A 24821-nucleotide genomic window follows, 5' to 3' on the forward strand; every position below is an offset into this window, starting at 1 on the left:
CCCTTCGTCCGGGGGACCCCCACGGGGCTGAAATCAGCCCGTCCGGCGATTGAGGACATGCGGCCGAAGGTCGCATACGGGGGGCAGGGGGCGGAGCCCCCAGTTCGCGCCGCGAAGCCGGCGCGGCAGGGGTCTGGGGCTTGCCCCCAGTTCGGGGTGGGGGTACCTCCCACGGCCGCCAGGCCGTAGGGGGAGGGCGGGGTGGGGGCAAAGCCGGCCGCAGGCGCACCGGTAGCCTTGCCGCCCGTGACCGTAACCCTCATCTGGATCGCCGTCGCCGTCATCGCGATCGGCCTGTATCTGAGCTGGACCGCAGGGCGCCTCGACCGGCTGCACTCGCGCATCGACGCCGCCCGCGCCGCCCTTGACGCGCAACTCCTGCGCCGCGCCTCGGTCACCCAGGAACTCGCCACCTCCGGCGTTCTCGATCCGGCCGCGTCGATCGTGCTGTACGAGGCCGCGCACGCCGCGCGGCAGGCGGAGGAGGAGCACCGCGAAGTCGCGGAGAGCGAGCTCAGCGCGGCGCTGCGGGCCGTGTTCGGCGAGGCCGCGCAGGTCGAGGCCGTACGCGAGGTCCCGGGCGGCGAGGACGCCGCCAGCGAACTCGCGCAGGCCGTGCGCCGGGTCCCGATGGCCCGCCGCTTCCACAACGACGCCGTGCGTGCGGCGCGCGCACTGCGTCGCCACCGAAGCGTCCGCTGGTTCCGGCTGGCCGGGCACGCCCCGTTCCCGCTGGCCTTCGAAATGGACGACGAGCCGCCGGCCGCGCTGGCCGACCGCCCCGGGAGTTAGAGCCCAGGCGGCCAAAACGATCCACCGGCTATTCATTGGCCCTTGCTGTGGACTGGTCCACTCATGTTCCAATGCCGTGGCAACACAACGTCTTCTTCGAGTGAGGTCCATCCGTGTCCAGCACGCTCCCCACCACCCCGCTGTCCCCTGAGACCGGCACCGCGCGCGTGAAGCGCGGCATGGCCGAGCAGCTCAAGGGCGGCGTGATCATGGACGTGGTCAACGCCGAGCAGGCGAAGATAGCCGAGGACGCCGGCGCTGTCGCGGTCATGGCCCTGGAGCGGGTCCCCGCCGACATCCGCAAGGACGGCGGCGTGGCCCGGATGTCCGACCCGAACATGATCGAAGAGATCATCGAGGCCGTATCCATCCCGGTCATGGCCAAGTCCCGCATCGGCCACTTCGTCGAGGCCCAGGTCCTGCAGTCCCTCGGCGTCGACTACATCGACGAGTCCGAGGTGCTGACCCCGGCCGACGAGGTCAACCACAGCGACAAGTGGGCGTTCACGACCCCCTTCGTCTGTGGCGCCACCAACCTGGGTGAGGCGCTGCGCCGTATCGCCGAGGGCGCGGCCATGATCCGCTCGAAGGGCGAGGCGGGCACCGGCAACGTCGTCGAGGCCGTCCGCCACCTGCGCCAGATCAAGAACGAGATCGCCAAGCTGCGCGGCTTCGACAACAATGAGCTGTACGCCGCAGCCAAGGAGCTCCGCGCCCCGTACGAGCTGGTCAAGGAGGTCTCCGAGCTCGGCAAGCTGCCGGTCGTGCTGTTCTCCGCCGGTGGTGTGGCCACCCCCGCCGACGCCGCGCTCATGCGCCAGCTCGGCGCCGAGGGCGTCTTCGTCGGCTCCGGCATCTTCAAGTCGGGCGACCCCGCCAAGCGCGCCGCGGCCATCGTGAAGGCCACCACGTTCTACGACGACCCCAAGATCATCGCGGACGCCTCCCGCAACCTCGGCGAGGCCATGGTCGGCATCAACTGCGACACCCTCCCCGAGACCGAGCGCTACGCGAACCGAGGCTGGTAATGACCACTCCCGGCTCCCCTGTGGTCGGAGTTCTGGCTCTGCAGGGCGACGTACGGGAGCACCTGATCGCCCTGGCCGCGGCCGACGCCGTGGCCAGGCCGGTGAGGCGCCCCGACGAGCTCGCCGAGGTCGACGGCCTGGTGATCCCCGGCGGCGAGTCCACCACCATGTCCAAGCTCGCGGTGCTGTTCGACATGATGCAGCCGCTGCGCGAGCGGATCGCCGCGGGCCTGCCCGTCTACGGCACCTGCGCCGGCCTGATCATGCTCGCCGACAAGATCCTCGACCCGCGCTCGGGACAGGAGACGTTCGGCGGTATCGACATGATCGTCCGCCGCAATGCCTTCGGCCGGCAGAACGAGTCCTTCGAGGCCGCCGTGAAGGTGACCGGCGTGGCCGAAGGACCGGTCGAGGGTGTCTTCATCCGCGCCCCCTGGGTCGAGTCGGTCGGCGCCCAGGTCGAGGTGCTCGCCGAGCACGACGGCCACATCGTCGCAGTACGGCAGGGCAATGCCCTCGCCACCTCGTTCCACCCCGAACTCACCGGCGATCACCGGATGCACGGCCTCTTTGTGGACATGGTGCGCGCGGCCGGGTGACGTCATCCCGGTAGGATCTCTGGCGAACGCAGCAGGAATGGGTTACGCGAAGGAGACAGGCAGATGTCCGGCCACTCTAAATGGGCTACGACGAAGCACAAGAAGGCCGTGATCGACGCCAAGCGCGGCAAGCTCTTCGCGAAGCTGATCAAGAACATCGAGGTCGCCGCCCGCACCGGCGGCGCCGATGTGGACGGTAACCCGACCCTCTTCGACGCCATCCAGAAGGCGAAGAAGAGCTCGGTCCCGAACAAGAACATCGACTCCGCGGTCAAGCGCGGCGCCGGTCTCGAGGCGGGCGGCGCCGACTACGAGACGATCATGTACGAGGGTTACGGTCCGAACGGCGTCGCGGTGCTCATCGAGTGCCTCACCGACAACCGCAACCGCGCGGCCTCCGACGTACGTGTCGCGATGACCCGCAACGGCGGCTCGATGGCCGACCCGGGCTCCGTCTCCTACCTCTTCAACCGCAAGGGCGTGGTGATCGTCCCCAAGGGCGAGCTGTCCGAGGACGACGTCCTGGGCGCGGTGCTGGACGCGGGCGCCGAAGAAGTCAACGACCTCGGTGAGTCCTTCGAGGTGCTCAGCGAGGCCACCGACCTGGTCGCGGTGCGCACCGCGCTCCAGGAGGCCGGCATCGACTACGACTCGGCCGAGGCCAACTTCGTGCCGACCATGCAGGTCGAGCTGGAGGAAGAGGGCGCTCGCAAGATCTTCAAGCTGATCGACGCGCTCGAGGACAGCGACGACGTGCAGAACGTCTTCGCCAACTTCGACGTCTCGGACGAGGTCATGGAGAAGGTCGACGCCTGACCTGGATGCGTGAACGGGCCGACGCGGGACACGCCCACCCGTCGGCCCGACCACCACCCCTCATCGAGTGCTTTGCACGCCCCTTCGTCCGTCGGCCCGATCGCTTTGTCAGTGGCACCGGATAGCCTGCACAAACAGGCGATCGAAGGAGGGGCGGGGTGCGGGTGTTGGGTGTGGACCCAGGGCTGACCCGGTGCGGCGTCGGTGTGGTCGAAGGCGTCGCCGACCGCCCTCTGACGATGCTCGGCGTCGGTGTCGTACGAACTCCGGCCGACGCGGAACTCGGCACCCGGCTCGTCGCGATCGAGCAGGGCATCGAGCAGTGGCTGGACGAGCACCGGCCCCAATTCGTCGCCGTGGAGCGGGTGTTCAGCCAGCACAATGTCCGTACGGTCATGGGCACCGCCCAGGCCAGTGCCATCGCCATGCTGTGCGCCTCCCGCCGCGGGATCCCCGTCGCCCTGCACACCCCCAGCGAGGTCAAGGCCGCGGTCACCGGCAGCGGCCGGGCCGAAAAGGCCCAGGTCGGGGCGATGGTGACGAGGCTGCTGCGGCTCGACGCGCCGCCCAGGCCCGCCGACGCGGCGGACGCCCTCGCGCTCGCCATCTGTCACATCTGGCGGGCCCCCGCCCAGAACCGGCTCCAGCAGGCCGTCGCCCTGCATGCAGCGAAAGGCCGCACGTCATGATCGCCTTTGTGAGCGGCCCGGTCGCCGCCCTCGCCCCCACCACGGCCGTGATCGAGGTCGGCGGTGTCGGCCTGGCCGTCCAGTGCACGCCGAACACGCTGTCGGAGCTGAGGATCGGTCAGGAGGCCAAGCTGGCCACCTCGTTGGTGGTGCGGGAGGACTCGCTGACGCTGTACGGCTTCGTGGACGACGACGAGCGGCAGGTCTTCGAGCTGCTGCAGACCGCGAGCGGGGTCGGCCCGCGGCTCGCTCAGGCGATGCTCGCGGTCCATGCGCCGGACGCGCTGCGCGTCGCCGTCGCCACCGGCGACGAGAAGGCGCTGACCGCGGTGCCCGGCATCGGCAAGAAGGGTGCGCAGAAGCTGCTCCTGGAACTGAAGGACCGACTCGGCGAGCCGGTCGGCGCGCACATCGGCAGACAGGGCATCGGCACCGCGGTCTCCACATCCTGGCGGGACCAGCTGCATGCGGCACTGATCGGCCTCGGCTATGCGACCCGCGAGGCCGACGAGGCGGTCGGCGCGGTCGCCCCCCAGGCCGAGGCGGCGGGGGGCGCCCCCAATGTGGGCCAGTTGCTGAAGGCCGCCCTGCAGAGCCTGAACCGCACCCGCTGACCCCGCAGCACCCGATCCGCCGAAACCCGCCGAACCCGCGAGGCAATCCACTGTGAACTGGGACGACACCGCACCCACGACCGACGACCCCGCAGCCGACGGCCGGCTCGTCGGCTCGTCCGCCGACGGCGAGGACCAGGCCGTCGAGGCGGCGCTGCGGCCGAAGTCGCTGGAGGAGTTCGTCGGCCAGGAACGCGTCCGCGAGCAGCTGGACCTTGTCCTGAAAGCGGCGCTCGCGCGCGGTGCCACCGCCGACCATGTCCTGCTCTCCGGCGCCCCAGGCCTCGGCAAGACCACCCTCTCCATGATCATCGCGGTCGAGATGAAGGCCCCGATCCGGATCACCTCGGGCCCCGCCATCCAGCACGCCGGCGATCTGGCCGCGATCCTTTCGTCGCTCCAGGAGGGCGAGGTTCTCTTCCTGGACGAGATCCACCGGATGTCCCGGCCCGCCGAGGAAATGCTGTACATGGCCATGGAGGACTTCCGGGTCGACGTGATCGTCGGCAAGGGCCCCGGCGCCACCGCCATCCCGCTCGAACTGCCTCCGTTCACGCTGGTCGGCGCCACCACCCGGGCCGGACTGCTGCCGCCCCCGCTGCGTGACCGCTTCGGCTTCACCGCACACATGGAGTTCTACGACCCCGCCGAGCTGGAGCGTGTGATCCACCGCTCCGCCCAGCTCCTCGACGTCGAGATAGAGGCCGATGGCGCCGCCGAGATCGCCGGCCGATCCCGCGGTACACCCCGTATCGCCAACCGGCTGCTGCGCCGCGTCCGCGACTACGCGCAGGTCAAGGTGGATGGCCTGATCACCCGCGAGGTGGCGGCCGCGGCCCTGAAGGTGTACGAGGTGGACGCCCGCGGCCTGGACCGCCTGGACCGCGCCGTGCTCCAGGCGCTGCTCAAGCTGTTCGGCGGCGGCCCGGTGGGCCTGTCCACCCTGGCCGTGGCCGTGGGGGAGGAGCGAGAGACGGTCGAGGAGGTGGCCGAGCCCTTCCTGGTACGGGAGGGACTGCTGGCCCGTACCCCGCGCGGGCGGGTCGCCACCCCGGCCGCCTGGGCCCACCTCGGACTCGTTCCCCCGCAGCAGGCCCCGGGCGCAAGCGGACAACAGGGCCTGTTCGGGGCGTGACGGCGCGGGTACTCGCCGGGCCCGGAACCTCGGTGGGATGCTGGGCGTTGTTCCATTGATGCGGACTCGCTTAGACTCCGCCGATGCCGCCCTTCCAGGTCGGCAACCCACCCCCGTAGATAAGGCCGCCTCTTCAGAGCGGTCGTGCGAAGGAAGTTCCGTCCCGTGAGTCTCGTGACCCTCCTCCCCTTCATTGTGCTCATCGGGGCCATGTTCCTGATGACCCGGTCGGCCAAGAAGAAGCAGCAGCAGGCCGTGCAGATGCGTAACCAGATGCAGCCCGGCACCGGCGTCCGGACGATCGGGGGCATGTACGCCACCGTCAAGGAGCTTCACGACGACACGGTCCTCCTTGAGGTCGCCCCCGGCGTCCACGCTTTTTACGCGAAGAACGCCATCGGCGCGGTCCTCGACGACGAGGAGTACAACCGCATCGTGCACGACGACGGCGGCCTCAAGGTCGACGGCGGCATTGTGCCGGACGACGCATCCTCGCTGACGGAGGCCACGACCGAGGCCACCGACTCCGACTCCGCGGACGACGCCAAGATCGACCTGGGCAAGAAGCCCGAGGCCGACGACGCGGAGCCCAAGGACGACGTCGAGCCGAAGGCGAAGGACGACGACGCGGAGCCCAAGGACGGCAAGGCCAACGGCGAGACCGACGCGAAGTAGCCATAATCGGGGACCGCAGGGGCGCCTATCGGTGCCCGGCGGTCCCCCGGTCGTGTTGACTTCTGCGGGGGCAGGTCCCCACAACACTTCGTGGCCGCCCCTGCGCACACCCGGCGCGGGGCGGTTGGACAGGGAGAAACGAGAAGGTGGCAGCACCGAACAGGGGCCGAAGGCCCGCGGGGGCTCAGGGCAAGCCGGGGCGTGCCCTGGTTCTGATCCTGATCGCCATGATCGCGCTCACCGGCGGGATGTTCTGGGCAGGTCAGCTCACGCCGCGCCTGGGTATCGATCTGGCGGGCGGTACGACCATCACGCTCGAGGCCAAGAACGAGCCCGGCAAACCGAACGCCATCAACGAGACCAATATGAACACCGCGGTCGCCATCATCGAGCGCCGGGTCAATGGTCTGGGAGTGTCCGAGTCCGAGGTTCAGACCCAGGGCGACCGGAACATCATCGTCAACATCCCCAAGGGGACGAATTCCCAGCAGGCCCGTGAGCAGGTCGGTACCACCGCCCAGCTCTACTTCCGGCCGGTGCTGACCGTCGCGGCGGGCACCCCCACGTCCCCGCAGCCCACCCCGAGCGCCTCGGCCTCCGGCAAGCCCAAGGACAAGGCGAAGGACAAGCAGACGGCCAACCCGGGGTCGTCCGGTACGCCCACGGCCACGCCGACCACGCAGGGCCGCGCGGTGAGCGACGCCCTGAAGGCCCCGACGCCGACCCCGTCGGGCTCCGCTTCGGGCAATCCCTCCACGACCCCGAAGCCGAACCCGTCCGCCTCCGCGGGCGCGGACAAGCTGCAGAAGCAGTTCCTGGCGCTGGACTGCACGAACAAGACTTCGCGCGTCGCGGCCGGCGAGAACGTCAAGCCGAGCGACCCGGCCGTCGCCTGTGGCAAGAACTCCGCGGGCCAGTGGGAGAAGTACGTACTGGGCCCGGCCGAGGTCAACGGCAAGGACGTCGACGACGCCAAGGCGACCATCGACCAGCGCACCGGTCAGTGGATCGTGCAGATGGACTTCACCAGCGGTGGCTCGAAGAAGTTCGAGAAGATCACCGGCCGGCTGTCGCAGCAGCAGCCGCCGATGAACCAGTTCGCCATCGTGCTCGACGGCGAGGTCGTCTCGGCGCCCTCGGTGCGTACGACCCTGAGCTCGAACGCCGAGATCTCCGGCAGCTTCACCCAGCAGTCCGCCCAGGACCTGGGCAACATCCTGTCGTACGGCGCGCTGCCGCTCTCCTTCCAGGAGCAGAGCGTCACCACCGTCACCGCCGCCCTCGGCGGCGAACAGCTCAAGGCGGGCCTCATCGCGGGCGCGATCGGCCTCGCGCTGGTCATCATCTATCTGGTGGCCTACTACCGCGGCCTGGCCGTGATCGCGATCCTCAGCCTCATCGTCTCCGCGATCCTGACCTACACGATCATGGCTCTGCTCGGCCCGGGCATCGGTTTCGCGCTGAACCTGCCCGCGGTCTGTGGTGCGATCGTCGCGATCGGCATCACCGCGGACTCGTTCATCGTGTACTTCGAGAGAATCCGCGACGAGATCCGTGAGGGCCGTACGCTGCGTCCGGCCGTTGAGCGCGCCTGGCCGCGTGCCCGGCGCACCATCCTGGTCTCCGACTTCGTGTCGTTCCTGGCCGCCGCGGTGCTGTTCATCGTCACCGTCGGCAAGGTCCAGGGCTTCGCGTTCACCCTCGGTCTGACCACCGTGCTCGACGTGGTCGTGGTCTTCCTGTTCACCAAGCCGGTCATGACGCTGCTGGCCCGCAGGAAGTTCTTCGCGGACGGTCACCCGTGGTCCGGCCTCGACCCGAAGCGGCTCGGCGCCAAGCCCCCACTGCGCCGCTCCCGCCGCGTCTCCTCCGCCCCCACCGACCCGAAGGAGGCGTGAGATGTCGCGACTTGGCACTCTCGGCGCCCGTCTCTACCGCGGCGAAGTCGGCTACGACTTCGTTGCCAAGCGGAAGATCTGGTACGGGATCTCGATCCTGATCACCATCACGGCGATCGTCGGCCTGGCGGTGCGGGGGCTCAACCTCGGCATCGAGTTCAAGGGCGGTGCGGTCTTCAACACCCCGAGCACCAGCGTCTCGGTCAGCAAGGCCGAGGCGTACGCCGAAGAGGCGTCGGGCCATGTGGCGATCGTCCAGAAGCTCGGCAACGGCAGCCTGCGGATCCAGGTCAGCGAGCTCGACCAGGCCCAGGCGAACAGCGTCAACAAGACCCTCGCCGACAAGCTGGACATCCCGGTAGAGAAGATGAACGCCGAGATCGTCGGCCCCAGCTGGGGTGAGCAGATCGCCAACAAGGCATGGACCGGTCTCGCGGTCTTCATGCTCCTGGTAGTGATCTATCTCGCGATCGCCTTCGAGTGGCGGATGGCCATCGCCGCTCTGATCGCGCTGATCCACGACCTCACGATCACCATCGGTGTGTACGCGCTGGTCGGTTTCGAGGTCACGCCGGGCACCGTGATCGGTCTGCTGACCATCCTCGGTTACTCCCTCTACGACACCGTCGTCGTCTTCGACGGTCTCAAGGAGGGCTCGAAGGGCATCACCAAGCAGACCCGCTACACCTACAGCGAGATCGCCAACCGCAGCCTCAACGGCACGCTGGTGCGTTCCATCAACACCACCGTCGTCGCGCTGCTGCCGGTGGCAGGCCTGCTCTTCATCGGTGGCGGCGTCCTCGGCGCGGGCATGCTCAACGACATCTCGCTGTCGCTGTTCGTCGGCCTCGCGGCCGGTGCGTACTCCTCGATCTTCATCGCCACGCCGCTCGTCGCCGACCTCAAGGAGCGCGAGCCGCAGATGAAGGCGCTGAAGAAGCGGGTGCTCGCCAAGCGCGCGGCCGCGGCCGCCAAGGGCGAGTCGGCTGACGAGTCCGGTGAGCCGCAGGACGAGGTGCACGACGACGCCGCGTCGGCCGGCGCCGTCGTCGGCCCGCGGGGCCGGGGCCACGGCCGTACTTCGGGCCGGCGCCGGTGACCCCCACCACCCGGGAGCTGCTGCTCAGCCGCATCCGTGACGTCCCCGACCATCCGAAGCCGGGGGTGATGTTCAAGGACATCACGCCCCTGCTCGCGGACCCGGAGGCCTTCACGCTCCTCACCGACGCGCTCGCCGGGCTGTGTACGCGTCACGAGGCCACGAAGGTCGTCGGACTGGAGGCGCGCGGCTTCATCCTGGGCGCACCCGTCTCGGTCCGGGCCGGTCTCGGCTTCATCCCCGTACGCAAGGCGGGCAAGCTCCCCGGAGCGACGCTCTCGCAGGCGTACGAGCTGGAGTACGGCACCGCCGAGATCGAGGTGCACGCCGAGGACCTGGGGGCGGGCGACCGCGTCATGGTCATAGACGACGTGCTGGCCACCGGCGGCACCGCGGAGGCCTCGGTCGAGCTGATCCGTCGCGCCGGAGCCGAGGTCGCGGGCGTCTGTGTCCTGATGGAACTCGGCTTCCTCGGCGGCCGTGCCCGTCTGGAGCCGGCCCTGCGGGGGGCTCCGCTGGAGGCTCTGATCACGCTCTGAGCCCATGAGCCGATCGACGAAGGGCGCCCCGGGATCTTCCCGGGGCGCCCTTCGCTCTGCCGGATGCCCGGTGATCCAGCTACCCCTTGATCACGAAGCTCGAATCCTCTTCCGGTCGTCTTCGGGCGTCTGCGTCGAGGTCAAGGGGTCCTGACCCTGCAGCGGTGGGCCGGGCCGGTCGGCTGACCGGCTCGTGGCACCGGCGGACAGGGCCCGTCCGCCGACTCGCTTCCCGCCGCCGTGAGGCCACCGCGCCAGGGGACGAGAGGGCACCCGAAGCGCTTCGGGTGCCCTCTTCTGTCATGTCCGTAGCGGCAGCCTCAAGAGCACCGGAACTCCGAGGTCGATACCATGGCTTCTCCGGACCTGACTGGGGGACCCGGAACCGCACGAGGAGCGCTCTTGCCAGACGAGGCCCGTCCCGCCGCCGCGCAGCCCGGCCAGCAGGCCGAAAAGGCCGCGGCAGCCCCTGTCACGCCCGAGAAGAAGCCGGCCGATGGGCCGAAGCCGGCAGAGCCCGGGCGCAGTGAGACGGGGGTCCCTCCGGCCGAAGGCCGGGGGAGTGCGAACGGTGCGGCCTCCGCGTCCGCCCCCAAGCCCACCACCCCGGCCCCCGTACCGGACGCTCCCCGGCCCACGCCCGCCGCCGTCCCCCGGACCGGCGGCTCGTCGAACCGGGTACGCGCCCGCCTCGCCCGCCTCGGCGTCCAGCGCTCGTCGCCGTACAACCCCGTCCTGGAGCCGCTGCTGCGGATAGTGCGCAGCAACGACCCCAAGATCGAAACCTCCACGCTGCGTCAGATCGAGCGCGCCTACCAGGTCGCCGAGCGCTGGCACCGCGGTCAGAAGCGCAAGAGCGGCGACCCGTACATCACGCACCCGCTCGCCGTCACGACCATCCTCGCCGAGCTCGGCATGGACCCGGCGACCCTGATGGCCGGACTGCTGCACGACACCGTCGAGGACACCGAGTACGGCCTGGACACGCTGCGCCGCGACTTCGGCGACCAGGTGGCGCTGCTCGTCGACGGCGTCACCAAGCTCGACAAGGTCAAGTTCGGCGAGGCCGCGCAGGCCGAGACCGTGCGCAAGATGGTCGTCGCCATGGCCAAGGACCCGCGCGTCCTGGTCATCAAGCTCGCCGACCGGCTGCACAACATGCGCACCATGCGCTATCTCAAGCGGGAGAAGCAGGAGAAGAAGGCCCGCGAGACCCTTGAGATCTACGCCCCGCTGGCGCACCGGCTGGGCATGAACACCATCAAGTGGGAGCTGGAGGACCTCGCCTTCGCGATCCTCTACCCCAAGATGTACGACGAGATCGTGCGGCTCGTCGCCGAGCGGGCGCCCAAGCGCGACGAGTACCTGGCCATAGTGACCGACGAGGTCCAGTCCGATCTGCGCGCCGCCCGTATCAAGGCCACCGTCACCGGACGGCCGAAGCACTACTACAGCGTCTACCAGAAGATGATCGTCCGCGGCCGTGACTTCGCGGAGATCTACGACCTGGTGGGCATCCGCGTCCTCGTCGACACCGTCCGCGACTGCTACGCGGCACTCGGCACGGTCCATGCGCGATGGAATCCGGTCCCCGGCCGGTTCAAGGACTACATCGCGATGCCCAAGTTCAACATGTACCAGTCGCTGCACACGACGGTGATCGGTCCCAACGGCAAGCCGGTCGAGCTGCAGATCCGCACGTTCGACATGCACCGCCGCGCCGAGTACGGCATCGCCGCGCACTGGAAGTACAAGCAGGAGCCCTCCGCCGGTGCCTCCAAGGTGCGTACCGACGTACCGAAGAAGGCCGGCAAGGACGACCACATCAATGACATGGCGTGGCTGCGCCAGCTGCTCGACTGGCAGAAGGAGACCGAGGACCCCAGCGAATTCCTCGAGTCGCTGCGCTTCGACCTCTCCCGCAACGAGGTCTTCGTCTTCACACCCAAGGGCGACGTCATAGCGCTGCCCGCGGGCGCCACCCCCGTCGACTTCGCGTACGCCGTCCACACGGAAGTCGGCCACCGCACCATAGGGGCGCGGGTCAACGGGCGGCTGGTGCCGCTCGAATCGACCCTCGACAACGGCGACCTGGTGGAGGTCTTCACCTCCAAGGCCGAGGGCGCGGGCCCGTCCCGCGACTGGCTCGGCTTCGTCAAGTCCCCCCGGGCGCGCAACAAGATCCGCGCCTGGTTCTCCAAGGAGCGCCGCGAAGAGGCGATCGAGCAGGGCAAGGACGCCATCGCGCGGGCCATGCGCAAACAGAACCTGCCGATCCAGCGCATCCTCACCGGCGACTCGCTCGTCACGCTCGCGCACGAGATGCGCTACCCCGACATCTCGTCCCTGTACGCGGCGATCGGCGAGGGCCATGTCGCCGCGCAGGGCGTCGTACAGAAGCTGGTGCAGGCCCTCGGCGGCGAGGAGGCCGCCAACGAGGACATCGCCGAGAGCGCACCGCCCTCGCGCGGCCGCTCCAAGCGCCGCTCCAGCGCCGATCCCGGCGTGGTCGTCAAGGGCGTCGAAGATGTGTGGGTCAAGCTCGCCCGCTGTTGTACGCCCGTCCCCGGCGACCCCATCATCGGCTTCGTCACGCGCGGCAGCGGCGTATCGGTGCACCGCAGCGACTGTGTCAACGTCGAGTCACTGTCCCGGGAGCCCGAGCGCATCCTGGAGGTCGAGTGGGCCCCCACCCAGTCCTCGGTCTTCCTGGTCGCCATCCAGGTCGAGGCGCTCGACCGGTCGCGGCTCCTCTCGGACGTCACACGCGTGCTGTCGGACCAGCACGTCAACATCCTCTCGGCGGCCGTCCAGACCTCCCGTGACCGGGTGGCCACCTCGCGCTTCACCTTCGAGATGGGCGACCCGAAGCACCTCGGGCACGTGCTGAAGGCGGTACGCGGCGTGGAGGGCGTGTACGACGTATACCGCGTGACCTCGGCGCGCCGCCCGTAGTCAAATCCAGCCCGTCCGGCGTTTGAGGACCTGGGGCTCCCATGCCCGCAGGGCGTAGGGGGGCGGGTCTGAGGGCGGAGCCCCCAGTCTGCGCAAAGGGCCTCCCGAACCAGACGGTTCGGGAGGCCCTTTCCGTGAACCGCGCGGCAGCGCTTAGCCGCCGAACTCCTCCAGGCCCTTCAGCGCCTGGTCGAGCAGCGCCTGCCGCCCCTCCAGCTCCTTCGCGAGCTTGTCGGCCTTCGCGTTGTTGCCCGCCGCGCGCGCCGCGTCGATCTGGCCGCGCAGCTTGTCCACGGCCGCCTGCAGCTGACCGGTCAGACCCGCGGCACGCGCACGCGCCTCAGGGTTCGTCCGGCGCCACTCGTTCTCCTCGGACTCCTGCAGCGCCCGCTCCACCGCGTGCATCCGGCCCTCGACCTTGGGACGGGCGTCCCGCGGCACATGGCCGATGGCCTCCCAGCGCTCGTTGATCGACCGGAAGGCGGCACGTGCGGCCTTCAGATCGGTCACCGGCACCAGCTTCTCGGCCTCCGTGGCGAGCTCCTCCTTGAGCTTGAGGTTCTCGCCCTGCTCGGCGTCCCGCTCCGCGAAGACCTCGCTGCGGGCGGCGAAGAAGACGTCCTGGGCGCCGCGGAAACGGTTCCACAGATCGTCCTCGGCCTCGCGCTGTGCACGGCCCGCGGCCTTCCACTCCGCCATCAGCTCGCGGTAGCGGGCGGCCGTGACGCCCCAGTCGGTGGAGCCGGAGAGCGACTCGGCCTCGGCGACCAGCTTTTCCTTGGTCTTACGGGCCTCCTCGCGCTGCGCGTCCAGCGAGGCGAAGTGCGCCTTGCGGCGCTTGGAGAACGCCGAGCGGGCGTGCGAGAAGCGGTGCCAGAGCTCGTCGTCGGACTTCCGGTCGAGCCGCGGAAGGCCCTTCCAGGTGTCCACCAGCGCGCGCAGCCGCTCGCCGGCCGCGCGCCACTGCTCGCTCTGCGCCAGCTCCTCGGCCTCGTTGACCAGCGCCTCCTTGGCGTGCCGCGCCTCGTCGTTCTGCTTCGCCTTCTGGACCTTGCGCTCCTCGCGGCGCTTCTCGACCGACGCGACAAGCGCGTCGAGCCGCTTGCCCAGCGCCTCGAGATCACCCACGGCGTGATGCTCGTCCACCTGCTGTCGCAGATGGTCGATGGCGGTCTGGGCGTCCTTGGCCGAGAGATCGGTGGTCTTCACCCGCCGCTCGAGGAGGCCGATCTCGACCACCAAGCCCTCGTACTTGCGCTCGAAGTAGGCCAGCGCCTCCTCTGGAGTGCCGGCCTGCCACGATCCGACGACCTTTTCACCATCGGCAGTACGCACGTACACGGTGCCTGTCTCGTCGACACGGCCCCACGGGTCGCTGCTCACAGCGCCTCCTCCACCTGATGCCTGCGAAGGGGTTCGCCCCCGGGCATCGTCCACAGTTTCCTGGACGGGCCTCGCCCGTCCTCCCGCAACGCGAAGCCGGCCGCGCTGCACAACGCCAATCTAGGCGACCGGCCGCCCGGCTGTCCGCACTCAGCGCGGCCGAAATTCCCCGGCTCACACCTTGGGGACGGCCGCCTTCTCAATGGTGACAGCCGTCTTCGGGGCCCCGTCCTTCGCTCCGCCGGCGACGCCGGCCTTCGCCACGTCCTGCACGACCTTCAGGCCCGCGGCGTCCATCTTTCCGAACGGCGAGTAGCTCGGCGGCAGCTTTGTCTCCTTGTAGACAAGGAAGAACTGACTGCCGCCGGAGTGCGGCTGGCCGGTATTGGCCATCGCCACCGTCCCGGCCGGGAACGTCACGGTGCCGTCGGCGCCCGCCTTGCCCAGCGCGGTCAGATTCTCGTCCGGGATCGTGTAGCCGGGGCCGCCGGTGCCGTCGCCCTTCGGGTCGCCGCACTGCAGCACGAAGATGCCATCCGTGGTCAGCCGGTGGCACTTCGTGCCGTTGAAGTAGCCCTTGTCCGCGAGGGACTTGAAGGAGTTCACGGTGTGCGGGGTCTTCGCCGCGTCCATCGCGATCTTGATCTCGCCCCGGTTCGTCTTGAGCGACATCGAGTACTTCGCCGTCTTGTCGATCGACATCGCCGGCTCGGGACTCCCGGTCTTCGAGGGGGTGGCACTGGGGGACTGCTTGTCTCCCGCGGAGTCATTCGCCTTGGTGTCCCCGTCGGACAGCCCGATCGAGGCATAGGCGGCTGCGCCCGCGGCGAGCACCACGGCGAGTACGGCCGCGACGACCGTGTACCGCTGCTTCTTCTTCCGGGCCTGTACCCGGCGCTCCTGCTGGCGCTGGAACTTCTCCCTGGCGAGCTGCCGCCGTCGCTGATCGCTGCTGACCACCGAGTCTTCTCCTTGTACGTCGTACGCCGGGTGATGCCGACGGGTCGAGTTTGCCCCGTACCGTATACGGGTTGGCTGTGGGACGAGCTGCGCCGGTAGGCTCTGATCTGCTGCATTTCGACACAGCAACACCCCTCTCGACAACCACACACACCGAGGACGATCGTGCTTATTGCCGGGTTCCCCGCCGGGGCCTGGGGGACCAACTGTTATCTGGTCGCCCCGGCCGCAGGCGAGGAGTGCGTGATCATCGACCCGGGCCACCAGGCCACGGAAGGCGTCGAGGAAGCGCTCAAGAAGCATCGGCTCAAGCCCGTCGCCGTCATCCTCACCCATGGCCACATCGATCATGTCGCCTCCGTCGTCCCGGTGTGCGGAGCCCACGACGTGCCTGCGTGGATCCACCCCGCGGACCGGTACATGATGAGCGACCCCGAGAAGGCGCTCGGCCGGTCGATCGGGATGCCGCTGATGGGCGAGCTGACCGTGGGAGAGCCGGACGACGTCAAGGAACTGGCCGACGGCAGCGGGCTGCGCCTCGCCGGTCTCGACTTGTCGGTCGCGCATGCGCCCGGCCATACCAAGGGGTCGGTGACGTTCCGGATGCCCGAGACCGATGAGATCCCGTCGGTCTTCTTCTCGGGCGATCTGCTCTTCGCCGGCTCCATCGGACGCACGGACCTGCCCGGTGGCGACATGGAAGAGATGCTCGAGTCGCTGGCGCGCGTGTGCCTGCCCCTCGACGACTCGACCGTGGTGCTGTCCGGCCACGGCTCCCAGACGACCATCGGCCGCGAGCGTGCCACCAACCCGTATCTGCGGGACGTGGCCGCCGGCCTCGGGAGCGCCGAAGCTCCCCGACGAGGAATGTGACGAGAGATTCCGTGAGCACCTTTCAGGCCCCCAAGGGCACGTACGACCTGATCCCGCCGGACTCCGCGAAGTATCTGGCGGTGCGCGAGGCGATCTCCGCGCCGCTGAAGAACTCCGGCTACGGCTATATCGAGACGCCCGGCTTCGAGGACGTCGAACTGTTCGCGCGCGGTGTCGGTGAGTCCACCGACATCGTGACCAAGGAGATGTACGCCTTCGAGACCAAGGGCGGCGACAAGCTCGCGCTGCGCCCCGAAGGCACCGCGTCGGTGCTGCGTGCGGCGCTGGAGGCCAATCTGCACCGGATCGGCAATCTGCCGGTCAAGCTCTGGTACTCGGGCTCGTACTACCGCTACGAGCGCCCGCAGAAGGGCCGCTACAGGCACTTCTCGCAGGTCGGCGCCGAGGCGATCGGCGCGGAGGACCCGGCGCTCGACGCCGAGCTGATCATCCTGGCCGACCAGGCGTACCGCTCGCTCGGCCTGCGCCAGTTCCGCATCCTGCTGAACTCGCTGGGCGACAAGGAGTGCCGTCCCGTCTACCGGGACGCGCTGCAGGGCTTCCTGCGCGGGCTCGACCTGGACGAGGACACCCGCCGTCGCGTCGACATCAACCCGCTGCGGGTACTCGACGACAAGCGCCCGGAGGTCCAGAAGCAGCTGGTGGGCGCGCCCATGCTGCGCGACTACCTGTGCGACGCGTGCAAGGCGTACCACGAGGAGGTGCGCGAGCTGCTGAGCGCGGCGGGGGTTGGGTACGAGGACGACGAGAAGCTGGTGCGCGGGCTCGACTACTACACCCGCACGACCTTCGAGTTCGTCCACGACGGCCTCGGTTCCCAGTCCGCGGTGGGTGGCGGCGGCCGTTACGACGGCCTCTCCGAGATGATCGGCGGCCCGGCGCTGCCGTCGGTCGGCTGGGCACTGGGCGTGGACCGTACGGTCCTGGCACTGGAGGCGGAGGGCATCGAGCTCGAACTCCGCGCCAGCACGAGCGTGTTCGCGGTGCCGCTGGGCGAGGAGGCGCGGCGCGTGCTGTTCGGCGTGGTGACCGAGCTGCGCAGGGCGGGCGTGGCGGCGGACTTCTCGTACGGGGGGAAGGGCCTGAAGGGTGCGATGAAGAGCGCGAACCGTTCGGGTGCGCGGTTCACGCTCGTCGCGGGTGAGCGTGATCTGGCGGAGGGCGTGGTCCAGCTGAAGGACATGGAGTCCGGCGAGCAGTCGCCGGTGGCGCTGGACGCGGTGCTCGACACACTGCGCTCACGCCTGGCCTGACGGCACAGCCCTGACCGGCCCGGGTGCGCTTGGCGCACCCGGGCCGCGGGCTTTCCCCCGCCTCGCCCTTCCCTGGGGCTCCCGAGCCGTTGACCGCTCACGCTGAGTCCCGCGGTACGACCGTACGTACTTCCTTATGTCCATCGAACGGTGGACACGGGTACCGGTGCGGCAGAATGACCGTGCTCCAGCAGCCAACTCAGCGACGGAACGGCGATATGACGACTGCAGCGGTAGACGACGTGTCCTCCGAGCAGGACAACGGCTCCAAGGGCACGATCGGCGGCAGCCGGCCCTTCGCCTGGCTGCTTGTGATCACGGGGGCGGCGGGTCTGCTGGCTTCGTGGGTGATCACGATCGACAAGTTCAAGCTGCTGGAGGACCCCGGTTTCACGCCGGGGTGCAGTCTGAATCCGGTCGTTTCCTGCGGGAACATCATGAAAAGTGAGCAGGCGTCGGCGTTCGGGTTTCCGAATCCGATGCTGGGGCTGGTGGCGTACTCGATGGTGATCGCGATCGGGGTGGCGCTGCTGGCGGGGGCGCGGTACCGGCGCTGGTACTGGCTGGGTCTCCATGCCGGGTGTCTGTTCGGGGTGGGTTTCTGCACGTGGCTGCAGTACCAGTCGCTGTACGAGATCAACTCGCTGTGCCTCTGGTGCTCGCTGGCGTGGGTCGCCACGATCGTCATGTTCTGCTACGTCACCGTGCACAACATCGAGCACCGGATCATCCGGGTCCCTGAGGGTCTGCGGAAGGGGCTCCTGGAGTTCCACTGGATGCCGCCGGTGCTGTGGATCGGGATCATCGGGATGCTGATCCTGACCCGCTGGTGGGACTTCTGGACCGGCTGACCCGGCCACGGGGCACTGTCAGACCCCTGGCATAGGCTGCACAGCGTGGAGCCCGACCTCTTTACCGCCGCAGCGGAAGAACGCCAGGAGAAGGATCCGTCCAGCAGCCCTCTGGCCGTACGGATGCGCCCGCGCACCCTCGACGAAGTCGTCGGTCAGCAGCATCTGTTGAAGCCCGGATCGCCGCTGCGCCGACTGGTGGGCGAGGGCGGCGGCGGGCCGGCCGGAGCGTCCTCGGTGATCCTCTGGGGCCCGCCGGGCATCGGCAAGACGACCCTCGCGTATGTCGTCTCCAAGGCGACCAACAAACGCTTTGTCGAGCTCTCCGCGATCACAGCGGGCGTCAAGGAAGTACGGGCGGTCATCGACGGCGCCCGCCGGGCCGCGGGTGGCTTCGGCAAGGAGACCGTCCTCTTCCTCGACGAGATCCACCGCTTCTCCAAGGCCCAGCAGGATTCCCTGCTGCCCGCCGTGGAGAACCGGTGGGTGACGCTGATCGCCGCCACCACCGAGAATCCGTACTTCTCGATCATCTCTCCGCTGCTCTCCCGCTCCCTGCTGCTCACGCTGGAATCGCTCACCGACGAGGATCTGAGCGGCCTGCTGCACCGGGCGCTCACCGAGGAGCGCGGCCTGGGCGGCGCGGTCGCACTTCCCGAGGACTCCGAGGCGCATCTGCTGCGGATCGCGGGCGGCGACGCCCGCCGGGCGCTGACCGCGCTGGAGGCGGCCGCCGGCGCCGCGCTCGACAAGGGCGAGAAGGAGATCAGCCTCCAGACCCTGGAGGAGACGGTCGACCGCGCGGCGGTGAAGTACGACCGGGACGGCGATCAGCACTACGACGTGGCGAGCGCCCTGATCAAGTCCATCCGCGGCTCCGACGTGGACGCGGCACTGCACTATCTGGCCCGGATGATCGAGGCCGGGGAAGACCCGCGTTTCATTGCCCGGCGGCTGATGATCTCGGCGAGCGAGGACATCGGCCTCGCCGACCCGACGGCCCTGCCGACCGCGGTCGCCGCCGCCCAGGCCGTGGCCATGATCGGCTTCCCCGAGGCCGCGCTCACCCTCAGCCACGCCACCATCGCGCTGGCGCTGGCCCCGAAGTCGAATGCCGCCACGACGGCGATCGGAGCGGCTCTCGCCGATGTGCGGGCCGGGCTCGCCGGGGCGGTCCCGCCGCATCTGCGCGACGGCCACTACAAGGGCGCGGCCAAGCTCGGCCATGCCCAGGGCTATGTCTATCCGCACGATGTGCCGGGCGGGATCGCCGCGCAGCAGTACGCCCCGGACGCGGTGCAGGGCAAGCGGTACTACGAACCGACGCGATACGGCGCGGAGGCGCGTTACGCGGACGTGGTGCAGAAGGTCCGCGAGCGGTTGCGCGGGGAGTAGCCGGGCCCCGACTTCCGGTTCTTCTCAATCGCCGGTCGGGCCGGATGGCTGCGAGGCGGCCTCGAAGAGCGTGCGCATGGCCCGGCGCAGTTCGGTGACGTCGCGCACCGGTGTGGGGAAGTCGAAGCGCGCGTCGAAGCAGCGCTCGCCGACGAACCGCACCCGCAGCCCGAACCGGTCCAGCGCCAGCGGCACCGCTCGCCGGTCGTTCGCGCACTTCCCGTCCGCCCGCTCGCCGAGCAGTTCGCCGAGCCGCTGCACCTGGTCGCTGTGCGCGGAGTCCAGATGCTGCAGCAGCTCCGTCTCGTGCGCGACGAGAGGGTCGACGGACGCGCGCGCGAAGTCCTCCGCCTCGACGCCCGAGGCACCCCACAGATCGTCGACGTACAGATCGCCCACCTCGAGCCGCAGCATCATGCCGCCGGGCTCCGCGAGGCCCGGCACGCAGGTGAGCCAGCCGGAGACCCAGGCGCGGCCGCGGATACGATGGGGGACCGAGACCGGCGCGACATCGGTGATCTCCAGCACAGCGGAGAGCTCGTCGTCCTGGGCGTGTGTGGCGGCGCGTACGGCCGGTGAATCGGCCGGAAACAGCAGGAAGACCTCGCCGTCCGTGCCCACGGCCCGCGCCTGCGGCGCCAGCTGCTCGGGGCGTGCGGCCTCGACCCCGGCGATGAGCAGCACCGCGGAGCATGTACTCTGTACGAGAGTTCGTGTGCGCTCGGCTGCTGACGGCATCCGCGCGATTTCAAGCCCGCTGGGACGCGGCTGACCATGAGCTGATCGGACCTCCGTCGCCTCGACGCCTTCAGATGCGTCGACGTTCATTGTGCTGTCCGTGATGCGCTTGGTGTTCCCAGGGCGAGACATGCGATCTCCTTGAGTAAGGTGAGCCTAACCTAACCTACAACGGAGGTCTGGAGAACGTGCCTAACCAGTCGCGTCCCAAGGTCAAGAAGTCTCGCGCGCTCGGTATCGCGCTGACGCCGAAGGCCGTCAAGTACTTCGAAGCCCGCCCCTACCCGCCGGGCGAGCACGGCCGCGGTCGCAAGCAGAACTCGGACTACAAGGTCCGTCTGCTCGAGAAGCAGCGTCTGCGCGCCCAGTACGACATCAGCGAGCGCCAGATGGCGCGCGCCTACGACCGCGCCCGTAAGGCCGAGGGCAAGACGGGCGAGGCGCTGGTCATCGAGCTCGAGCGCCGCCTCGACGCCCTGGTCCTGCGTTCGGGCATCGCCCGCACCATCTACCAGGCCCGTCAGATGGTCGTCCACGGCCACATCGAGGTCAACGGCGGCAAGGTCGACAAGCCGTCCTTCCGCGTCCGTCCCGACGACGTCGTGATGGTCCGCGAGCGCTCCCGCGACAAGGCCCTGTTCCAGGTCGCGCGCGAGGGTGGCTTCGCCGCCGACGGCGAGACCCCGCGCTACCTGCAGGTCAACCTGAAGGCCCTGGCGTTCCGCCTGGACCGTGACCCGAACCGCAAGGAAGTTCCGGTCATCTGCGACGAGCAGCTGGTCGTCGAGTACTACGCCCGCTGATCCAGGCGTAGCGCTCAGCGCTTCAGCCCGCCGCTTCCCCGCCCTTCCCGGTGGGCGAGCGGCGGGCTCTCGCGTTTCCGGGGCCGCCGGGCGTACGGACCGGTGCAGCGGCAATGCGGTATGGGGTGCGACCCTGGGCGCGATAGGGTCGGAGGACGATTTTCGAGGTATCCATCGACGAGCAGAGAGCGGTGCAGAGTGACCGGTGGAGAGGTTGCCGGGATCCTGGTGGCCGTCTTCTGGGCGATCCTGGTCTCCTTCCTCGCCGTGGTGCTGGTGAGGCTGGCCCAGACGCTCCGGGCGACTACCAAACTCGTGGCGGACGTGACCGAGCAGGCAGTGCCGCTGCTCGCCGACGCCTCCGCGACGGTGCGCTCCGCACAGACCCAGCTCGACCGGGTCGACGCCATCGCGACGGACGTCCAGGAGGTCACGTCCAACGCCTCCGCGCTCTCCACGACGGTCGCCTCGACCTTCGGCGGCCCGCTGGTCAAGGTCGCTGCGTTCGGATACGGCGTACGCCGGGCCATGAGCCGCAAGAGCGACGACGAGCCTGCCGCACAGTCCCGTCGAACGGTGATCGTCGGCCGCACGGTGCCGGCCGCCCGGCGAAAGAAGCGGAGAGGCTAGGCGCGATGTTCCGCCGTACGTTCTGGTTCACCGCAGGCGCCGCAGCCGGCGTCTGGGCCACCACCAAGGTCAACCGCAAGCTCAGGCAGCTGACCCCCGAGAGCCTCGCCGCGCAGGCGGCGAACAAGGCGATCGACGCGGGTCACCGGCTCAAGGACTTCGCACTCGACGTCAGGGCCGGCATGGTCCAGCGCGAGGCCGAACTGGGCGAAGCGCTCGGCCTGGAGGCATCGCGCGACCCCGAACTGCCCAGGCAGCGACGCATGGCAGCGATCGATCCCGCCGAGCCCTCCGACAACAAGCACTCCTACAACAGGCACTCCTACAACTCGAACAACCGGAATGAGGACCACTGATGGAGTCGGCTGAAATTCGCCGCCGCTGGCTGAGCTTCTTCGAGGAGCGCGGTCACACCGTCGTCCCTTCGGCGTCGCTCATCGCGGACGACCCGACTCTGCTGCTGGTCAACGCGGGCATGGTGCCCTTCAAGCCGTACTTCCTGGGTGAGGCCAAGCCGCCCGCCCCGCGCGCCACCAGCGTGCAGAAGTGCGTACGTACGCCGGACATCGAAGAGGTCGGCAAGACCACCCGGCACGGCACGTTCTTCCAGATGTGCGGCAACTTCTCCTTCGGCGACTACTTCAAGGAAGGCGCCATCAAGTACGCCTGGGAGCTGCTCACCGGCTCCGTGGCGGACGGTGGTTACGGTCTCGACCCCGAGCGTCTCTGGATCACCGTCTACCTCGACGACGACGAGGCCGAGTCGATCTGGCGCGACAAGATCGGCGTCCCGGCCGAGCGCATCCAGCGCCTGGGCAAGAAGGACAACTTCTGGTCCATGGGCGTCCCCGGCCCCTGTGGCCCCTGCTCGGAGATCAACTACGACCGGGGCCCGGAGTTCGGCGTCGAGGGCGGCCCGGCCGTCAACGACGAGCGCTACGTGGAGATCTGGAACCTCGTCTTCATGCAGTACGAGCGCGGCGCCGGCGAGGGCAAGGAGGACTTCCCGATCCTCGGCGACCTGCCGTCGAAGAACATCGACACCGGTCTCGGCCTCGAGCGCCTCGCCATGATCCTGCAGGGCGTACAGAACATGTACGAGACCGACACCCTGCGCGTCGTCATGGACAAGGCCACCGAGCTGACGGGCGTGCGCTACGGCGACAAGCACGACACCGACGTCTCGCTGCGCGTGGTCGCCGACCACATCCGTACCTCCGTGATGCTCATCGGCGACGGCGTCACCCCCGGCAACGAGGGCCGCGGCTATGTGCTGCGCCGCATCATGCGCCGCGCCATCCGCAATATGCGGCTGATGGGCGCCACCGGCCCGGTCGTCGCCGACCTCATCGATGTCGTGATCAAGACGATGGGCCAGCAGTACCCGGAGCTGATCACCGACCGCAAGCGGATCGAGAGCGTCGCCCTCGCCGAGGAGGCCGCCTTCCTCAAGGCCCTCAAGGGCGGCACCAACATCCTCGACACCGCCGTCACCGAGACCAAGGCCGCCGGCGGCTCGGTCCTGGCCGGCGACAAGGCCTTCCTGCTCCACGACACCTGGGGCTTCCCGATCGACCTCACCCTGGAGATGGCCGCCGAGCAGGGCCTCTCGGTGGACGAGGACGGCTTCCGTCGTCTGATGAAGGAGCAGCGGGAGCGCGCCAAGGCCGACGCCAAGGCCAAGAAGACCGGTCACGCCGATCTGTCCGCCTACCGCGAGGTCGCCGACGCCGCCGGTTCCACCCAGTTCACCGGCTACAACTTCACCGAGGGCGAGGGGACAGTCGTCGGCCTGCTGGTCGACGGAGTCCCGTCGCCCGCCGCCACCGAGGGCGACGAGGTCGAGGTCGTACTCGACCGCACCCCCTTCTACGCCGAGGGCGGCGGCCAACTCGCCGACCAGGGCCGCATCAAGCTCGACACGGGCGCCGTCATCGAGATCCGGGACGTCCAGCAGCCGGTCCCCGGCGTCTTCGTGCACAAGGGCTCGGTACAGGTCGGCGAGGTGACGGTCGGGGCCTCCGCCTACGCCGCCATCGACATCAAGCGCCGCCGCGCCATCGCCCGAGCCCACAGCGCCACGCACCTCACGCACCAGGCGCTGCGCGACGCCCTCGGCCCGACCGCCGCCCAGGCCGGTTCGGAGAACTCGCCGGGCCGCTTCCGCTTCGACTTCGGCTCGCCCGCCGCCGTCCCCGGCACGGTCCTCACCGACGTCGAGCAGAAGATCAACGAAGTGCTCGCCCGTGAACTCGACGTCCAGGCCGAGATCATGAGCATCGACGAGGCCAAGAAGCAGGGCGCCATCGCCGAGTTCGGCGAGAAGTACGGCGAGCGGGTGCGCGTCGTCACCATCGGCGACTTCTCCAAGGAGCTGTGCGGCGGCACGCACGTCCACAACACCGCCCAGCTGGGTCTGGTGAAGCTGCTCGGCGAGTCCTCGATCGGCTCCGGTGTGCGCCGGATCGAAGCCCTCGTCGGCGTCGACGCCTACAACTTCCTCGCCCGGGAGCACACGGTCGTCGCCCAGCTCCAAGAGCTGGTCAAGGGCCGTCCCGACGAGCTCCCCGAGAAGATCTCGGGCATGCTCGCCAAGCTGAAGGACGCCGAGAAGGAGATCGAGAAGTTCCGCGCGGAGAAGGTGCTCGCCGCCGCCGCCGGTCTCGCCTCGGGCGCCCAGGACGTACGGGGCGTGGCCCTGGTCACCGGTCAGGTGCCGGACGGCACCTCCGCCGACGACCTGCGCAAGCTGGTGCTCGATGTACGCGGCCGCATCCCGGGCGACCGCCCGGCCGTCGTGGCCCTGTTCACCGTGGTGAACGGCCGCCCGATGACCGTCATCGCCACCAACGAGGCCGCCCGCGAGCGCGGTCTCAAGGCCGGTGACCTGGTACGTACCGCCGCCAAGACCCTCGGCGGCGGCGGTGGCGGCAAGCCGGACGTCGCCCAGGGCGGCGGCCAGAACGCGGACGGCATCGGTGACGCCGTGGCCGCCGTCGAGCGTCTCGTCAGCGAGATCTCGTGAGCGACGACCGCGCAGTCGCCGGGCCGCAGTCGGCGACGACGGCCGTACCT

The 24821-nt window shown here is 69.3% G+C and carries 23 protein-coding genes; 20 read left to right on the plus strand and 3 right to left on the minus strand.

The window, feature by feature from the left end:
• The first annotated feature begins 246 nt into the window (after positions 1-246).
• From ACQEVG_RS12415 to ACQEVG_RS12470, 12 genes are all read left to right on the plus strand, one after another.
• The gene (locus ACQEVG_RS12415) at positions 247-792 is read left to right on the plus strand and encodes a hypothetical protein (protein WP_432981389.1); all 546 of its coding nucleotides are present in this window, start codon (positions 247-249) and stop codon (positions 790-792) included.
• Between the two features lie 113 nt (positions 793-905).
• A complete protein-coding gene (pdxS, locus tag ACQEVG_RS12420; RefSeq protein WP_360884024.1) occupies positions 906-1820 on the plus strand; it encodes a pyridoxal 5'-phosphate synthase lyase subunit PdxS in 915 nt (304 codons plus the stop codon).
• Positions 1820-2419, plus strand: coding sequence for a pyridoxal 5'-phosphate synthase glutaminase subunit PdxT (gene pdxT, locus ACQEVG_RS12425; RefSeq protein ID WP_432981392.1), 600 nt, complete (start codon positions 1820-1822; stop codon positions 2417-2419). Before pdxS ends, pdxT begins: the two co-directional genes overlap by 1 nt.
• A 63-nt stretch (positions 2420-2482) precedes the next feature.
• Positions 2483-3235: a YebC/PmpR family DNA-binding transcriptional regulator gene (locus ACQEVG_RS12430; RefSeq protein ID WP_313947447.1), complete on the plus strand. Its 753-nt coding sequence runs from the start codon at positions 2483-2485 to the stop codon at positions 3233-3235.
• Positions 3236-3393: 158 nt separating this feature from the next.
• A complete protein-coding gene (gene ruvC, locus ACQEVG_RS12435; protein ID WP_432981396.1) occupies positions 3394-3924 on the plus strand; it encodes a crossover junction endodeoxyribonuclease RuvC in 531 nt (176 codons plus the stop codon).
• Positions 3921-4538 (plus strand): Holliday junction branch migration protein RuvA, encoded by a 618-nt coding sequence (ruvA, locus tag ACQEVG_RS12440; protein ID WP_432981399.1) that lies wholly within the window; start codon positions 3921-3923, stop codon positions 4536-4538. Before ruvC ends, ruvA begins: the two co-directional genes overlap by 4 nt.
• Before the next feature lie 52 nt (positions 4539-4590).
• Positions 4591-5673, plus strand: coding sequence for a Holliday junction branch migration DNA helicase RuvB (gene ruvB, locus ACQEVG_RS12445; protein WP_432981402.1), 1083 nt, complete (start codon positions 4591-4593; stop codon positions 5671-5673).
• Between the two features lie 165 nt (positions 5674-5838).
• Positions 5839-6348 (plus strand): preprotein translocase subunit YajC, encoded by a 510-nt coding sequence (gene yajC / locus ACQEVG_RS12450; RefSeq protein ID WP_432981405.1) that lies wholly within the window; start codon positions 5839-5841, stop codon positions 6346-6348.
• A gap of 146 nt (positions 6349-6494) precedes the next feature.
• The gene (gene secD, locus ACQEVG_RS12455) at positions 6495-8246 is read left to right on the plus strand and encodes a protein translocase subunit SecD (RefSeq protein ID WP_432981408.1); all 1752 of its coding nucleotides are present in this window, start codon (positions 6495-6497) and stop codon (positions 8244-8246) included.
• Position 8247: 1 nt separating this feature from the next.
• A complete protein-coding gene (gene secF, locus ACQEVG_RS12460) occupies positions 8248-9345 on the plus strand; it encodes a protein translocase subunit SecF (RefSeq protein ID WP_432981411.1) in 1098 nt (365 codons plus the stop codon).
• Positions 9342-9884, plus strand: coding sequence for an adenine phosphoribosyltransferase (locus ACQEVG_RS12465; RefSeq protein WP_432981414.1), 543 nt, complete (start codon positions 9342-9344; stop codon positions 9882-9884). Before secF ends, ACQEVG_RS12465 begins: the two co-directional genes overlap by 4 nt.
• Positions 9885-10286: 402 nt before the next feature.
• Positions 10287-12839: a RelA/SpoT family protein gene (locus ACQEVG_RS12470; protein WP_432981417.1), complete on the plus strand. Its 2553-nt coding sequence runs from the start codon at positions 10287-10289 to the stop codon at positions 12837-12839.
• A gap of 153 nt (positions 12840-12992) precedes the next feature.
• On the opposite strand, the gene ACQEVG_RS12475 is transcribed toward ACQEVG_RS12470, so the two are convergent.
• Positions 12993-14222, minus strand: a complete 1230-nt coding sequence (locus ACQEVG_RS12475; RefSeq protein ID WP_432981420.1) for a DUF349 domain-containing protein — start codon at positions 14220-14222, stop codon at positions 12993-12995.
• Positions 14223-14396: 174 nt separating this feature from the next.
• Entirely contained in the window at positions 14397-15182 is a 786-nt protein-coding gene (locus ACQEVG_RS12480) for a peptidylprolyl isomerase (RefSeq protein ID WP_432981423.1), read from the minus strand.
• Positions 15183-15347: 165 nt separating this feature from the next.
• Between ACQEVG_RS12480 and ACQEVG_RS12485 the strand changes: the two genes are divergently transcribed.
• From ACQEVG_RS12485 to ACQEVG_RS12500, 4 genes are all read left to right on the plus strand, one after another.
• The gene (locus ACQEVG_RS12485; RefSeq protein WP_432981426.1) at positions 15348-16055 is read left to right on the plus strand and encodes an MBL fold metallo-hydrolase; all 708 of its coding nucleotides are present in this window, start codon (positions 15348-15350) and stop codon (positions 16053-16055) included.
• Between the two features lie 11 nt (positions 16056-16066).
• Positions 16067-17329 carry a histidine--tRNA ligase gene (hisS, locus tag ACQEVG_RS12490; protein WP_432981429.1) on the plus strand — a complete coding sequence of 421 codons (1263 nt, stop codon included), beginning with the start codon at positions 16067-16069 and terminating at the stop codon, positions 17327-17329.
• A gap of 218 nt (positions 17330-17547) precedes the next feature.
• Positions 17548-18180 (plus strand): vitamin K epoxide reductase family protein, encoded by a 633-nt coding sequence (locus tag ACQEVG_RS12495; protein ID WP_432981432.1) that lies wholly within the window; start codon positions 17548-17550, stop codon positions 18178-18180.
• A gap of 45 nt (positions 18181-18225) precedes the next feature.
• Positions 18226-19575, plus strand: coding sequence for a replication-associated recombination protein A (locus ACQEVG_RS12500; RefSeq protein WP_432981435.1), 1350 nt, complete (start codon positions 18226-18228; stop codon positions 19573-19575).
• A 24-nt stretch (positions 19576-19599) separates the two neighbouring features.
• Here the strand turns inward: ACQEVG_RS12500 and ACQEVG_RS12505 are convergent, their stop codons facing one another.
• Positions 19600-20313 (minus strand): DUF2470 domain-containing protein, encoded by a 714-nt coding sequence (locus ACQEVG_RS12505; protein ID WP_432985309.1) that lies wholly within the window; start codon positions 20311-20313, stop codon positions 19600-19602.
• A gap of 188 nt (positions 20314-20501) precedes the next feature.
• Between ACQEVG_RS12505 and rpsD the strand changes: the two genes are divergently transcribed.
• The 4 genes from rpsD (at position 20502) to alaS (ending at position 24771) form a co-directional block, all read left to right on the plus strand.
• The gene (gene rpsD / locus ACQEVG_RS12510) at positions 20502-21116 is read left to right on the plus strand and encodes a 30S ribosomal protein S4 (RefSeq protein WP_360882279.1); all 615 of its coding nucleotides are present in this window, start codon (positions 20502-20504) and stop codon (positions 21114-21116) included.
• 198 nt (positions 21117-21314) lie between these two features.
• A complete protein-coding gene (locus tag ACQEVG_RS12515) occupies positions 21315-21746 on the plus strand; it encodes a DUF948 domain-containing protein (protein ID WP_432981439.1) in 432 nt (143 codons plus the stop codon).
• Between the two features lie 5 nt (positions 21747-21751).
• On the plus strand, positions 21752-22102 hold the full coding sequence (locus ACQEVG_RS12520) for a DUF6167 family protein (protein ID WP_432981442.1): 351 nt from the start codon (positions 21752-21754) through the stop codon (positions 22100-22102).
• Entirely contained in the window at positions 22102-24771 is a 2670-nt protein-coding gene (gene alaS, locus ACQEVG_RS12525; RefSeq protein WP_432981445.1) for an alanine--tRNA ligase, read from the plus strand. The genes ACQEVG_RS12520 and alaS overlap by 1 nt, the downstream gene beginning before the upstream one ends.
• Positions 24772-24821 lie beyond the last annotated feature (50 nt).

Origin of the sequence: Streptomyces sp. CA-135486 (genome assembly GCF_050936555.1) — a bacterium.
In the GTDB taxonomy this organism is placed as follows: Bacteria; Actinomycetota; Actinomycetes; order Streptomycetales; family Streptomycetaceae; genus Streptomyces.

What these genes read in the sequence shown, in the direction of transcription:
- pdxT (WP_432981392.1), top strand. Translation starts at nt 1,820, where the DNA reads ATGACCACTCCCGGCTCCCCTGTGGTCGGAGTTCTGGCTCTGCAGGGC.
- ACQEVG_RS12430 (WP_313947447.1), top strand. Translation starts at nt 2,483, where the DNA reads ATGTCCGGCCACTCTAAATGGGCTACGACGAAGCACAAGAAGGCCGTG.
- ruvA (WP_432981399.1), top strand. Translation starts at nt 3,921, where the DNA reads ATGATCGCCTTTGTGAGCGGCCCGGTCGCCGCCCTCGCCCCCACCACG.
- secF (WP_432981411.1), top strand. Translation starts at nt 8,248, where the DNA reads ATGTCGCGACTTGGCACTCTCGGCGCCCGTCTCTACCGCGGCGAAGTC.
- ACQEVG_RS12495 (WP_432981432.1), top strand. Translation starts at nt 17,548, where the DNA reads ATGACGACTGCAGCGGTAGACGACGTGTCCTCCGAGCAGGACAACGGC.
- ACQEVG_RS12505 (WP_432985309.1), bottom strand. Translation starts at nt 20,313, where the DNA reads ATGCCGTCAGCAGCCGAGCGCACACGAACTCTCGTACAGAGTACATGC.
- ACQEVG_RS12520 (WP_432981442.1), top strand. Translation starts at nt 21,752, where the DNA reads ATGTTCCGCCGTACGTTCTGGTTCACCGCAGGCGCCGCAGCCGGCGTC.
- alaS (WP_432981445.1), top strand. Translation starts at nt 22,102, where the DNA reads ATGGAGTCGGCTGAAATTCGCCGCCGCTGGCTGAGCTTCTTCGAGGAG.